Raw genomic sequence first — 3319 nt, 5'->3', positions numbered from 1 at the left:
CACCCTCACCCGCAAACAACCCGACACCCAAGCCCTCACCCACACCCTCGCCCGACTCCACACCCACGGAGCCAACATCGACTGGACCGCCTGGTTCCCCGCCGCCCCCACCCCGCGCACTGTGGAACTCCCGACGTACGCCTTCCAGCGTCAGCACTTCTGGCTATCGCCCGCCCGGTCGAGCACGACGCCCACGGAGGCGGCGCCGGTCGACAAGGAGTTCTGGGATGCGGTGGAGCGCGAGGATCTGGAAGCCCTGGCGGCGACCCTTGACTTCCCGGCTGACCAGCAGCCCATGCTGAGTGCGGTATTGCCGACCCTGTCCGCCTGGCGGCGGCACCACCGGGAGCAGTCGGTCATCGGTTCCTGGCGGTATCAGACCAGTTGGAAGCACCTTTCCACTCCCTCCGCGCCCCCCGCTCTCTCCGGCACCTGGCTGCTGGTCGTCCCTGCCGGCCAGGGCGACCATCCTGCCGTGGCGACCACCGTGCAGGCCCTCAACACCCATGGCGCCACTCCGCTCCGCCACACCTTCGGCACCCACGGCACCCACGGCATCGATCGTGGCTCCCTGGTGGCCGAACTCACCCGTCTGACCTCCGACACCGCCCTCACCGGAATCCTGAGCCTGCTCGCCCTCGATCAGGATCCGCACCCGGAATACGCCGCCGTACCCGCGGGGCTCGCCGCCACCACCGCGCTCATCCAGGCTCTCCGTGACGCCGAGATCGCCGCACCGCTGTGGTGCCTCACCCAAGGCGCCGTCGCCACCGGCCCCGCCGATCCGCTTCCCCATCCGTATCAGGGGCAGACCTGGGGACTCGGCCGCGCGGCCGCTCTTGAGCACCCCCGCCGCTGGGGCGGGCTGATCGATCTCCCGACCGTCATCGACCACCACACCTCCGACCGTCTGGCCGCGCTTCTCGCCCCCGGTCAGCCTGAGGACCAGACCGCCATCCGGACGACCGGCACCTACGCCCGACGCCTCAACCACGCCACCGCACCCTCCACCGCCCCCACGATCTGGCAACCCACCGGCACCACCCTCATCACGGGTGGCACCGGTGGCCTCGGCGCACACATCGCCCGCTGGCTCGCCCACCACGGCGCACCCCACCTCCACCTCACCAGCCGAAGCGGCCCCAACGCCCCCGGCGCCACCCAACTCACCCAAGAACTGACCGCCCTCGGCACCACCGTCACCATCACCGCCTGCGACGTCACCGACCGCACCGCACTCCACCACCTCCTCGACACCATCCCCACCAAACACCCCCTCACCACCGTCATCCACACCGCCGGCACCTACGACACCGAGCTCATAGTCGATCTGGAGCCGGAGCGCCTGCAGCATGTGCTGGGGCCGAAGGCCTTGGGCGCTGCGCACCTCCATGAGCTGACCAAGGATCTCGACCTGAGCGCCTTCGTTCTCTTCTCCTCCGGCGCGGCCGCCTGGGGCGGCAGCCGGCAAGGCGCCTACGCCGCGGCGAACACCTATCTCGACGCCCTGGCCGAACACCGCCGCGCCCGAGGACTCCCCGCCACCAGCCTCGCCTGGGGCCCCTGGGGTGACGCGGGTATGGCCGCCGACGACACCGCGCTCTCCTTCTACGGCCGACGTGGCCTGTCGCCGCTCGACCCCGATCTCGCCATCGGAGCGCTCCACCATGCCCTCAGCCACCGCGACACCACGATCACCATCGCGGACATCGACTGGGAGAAGTTCCCCGCCACCTTCACGGCTCAACGCCCCAGTCCGCTGCTCGCCGACCTGATCACGACCACCGGTCACCTGGCCGAGCGCCACACTGTCGCGTCCGCCGTCACCCCGCTCCAACAGCGGCTCTCCGCGACCACACCCGACCAGCAACACCAGCTGCTTCTCCAACAGGTCCAGTCCCTGGCGGCCACGATCCTGAGCCACACCGGGCCGGACGCCATTCCGCCCACCCAGCCCTTCCAGGAGCTCGGGTTCGACTCACTCACCGCCGTCGAGCTGCGTAATCAACTCGCCACCACCACCGGGATCGACCTCGCGCCCACCCTCGTCTTCGACCATCCCACGCCCAGCGCCCTCGCCACCCATCTGCGCGCCGAACTCACCGGCCGGCAGGACGCCGTCGTCGCTCACACCCCCACCGCGTCGGTCACCGACGAGCCGATCGCGATCGTGGGCATGGCCTGCCGCTACCCCGGCGACGCTCGTAGCCCGGAGGATCTGTGGGATCTGGTCGTCGCACACCGGGACGCCATCGCGGAGATGCCCACCGACCGCAACTGGGCTCTGAACACGCTCTTCGATCCCGACCCCGACCACACGGGCACCAGCTATGTGCGCGAGGGCGGCTTCCTCTACGACGCCGCCGCATTCGACCCGGCGTTCTTCGGCATCAGCCCACGCGAAGCCCTCGCCATGGACCCCCAGCAGCGGCTGCTCCTCGAGACCGCCTGGGAGACCTTCGAAAACGCGGGCCTCGATCGCGACACCCTCAGCGGCAGCAACACGGGCGTGTTCGCGGGCGTGACGTCCCAGGACTATCTGTCGCTCACCGGCGACACGGCGAGCGACGTCGAAGGCTACGTCGCCACGGGCAACATCGGCAGCGTGGTGTCGGGCCGGGTGGCGTATTCGTTCGGTCTGGAGGGGCCGGCGGTGACGGTGGACACCGCGTGCTCGTCCTCGCTGGTGGCGATGCATCTGGCAGCCCAAGCACTGCGCCAGGGCGAGTGCTCGCTGGCCCTGGCCGGCGGGGTGACGGTGATGGCCACTCCGGGCGCCTTCATCGAGTTCTCCCGCCAGCGTGGGCTGGCGCCCGACGCCCGGTGCAAGCCCTTCGCGGCCGCCGCCGACGGCATGGTGTGGGGCGAGGGCGTCGGCCTGGTGCTGCTGGAGCGGCTGTCTGACGCGCGGCGCAACGGGCACCGGGTGCTGGCCGTCGTCCGCGGCTCCGCCGTCAACCAGGACGGCACCAGCAACGGTCTGACCGCGCCGAACGGCCCCTCACAGCAGCGGGTGATCCGCCAGGCGCTCGCCAACGCCCGGCTGTCACCGGCCGAGGTGGACGCGGTCGAGGCACACGGCACCGGCACCACCCTCGGCGACCCCATCGAGGCGCAAGCTCTCCTGGCCACGTACGGGCAGGAGCGGGCGGACGGCCAGCCGCTGTGGCTCGGCTCCATCAAGTCCAACATCGGCCACACCCAAGCCGCCGCCGGCGTGGCGAGCGTCATCAAAATGGTGATGGCGATGCGGCATGGTCTGCTGCCCGCCTCACTGCACATCGACGCCCCGAGCCGGAATGTGGACTGGAGCGCGGGT

The 3319-nt window shown here is 70.7% G+C and carries 1 protein-coding gene; it reads left to right on the top strand.

All coding sequences use genetic code 11. From position 1 onward, the window contains the following. A partial coding sequence (locus ABZS71_RS35385; RefSeq protein ID WP_356216906.1) for an SDR family NAD(P)-dependent oxidoreductase occupies positions 1-3319 on the top strand: 3319 nt, incomplete at both ends.

It is taken from the genome of Streptomyces sp. NPDC005393, assembly GCF_040606675.1.
GTDB lineage: Bacteria > Actinomycetota > Actinomycetes > Streptomycetales > Streptomycetaceae > Streptomyces.
This window is presented reverse-complemented; position numbering and strand designations above follow the sequence as displayed.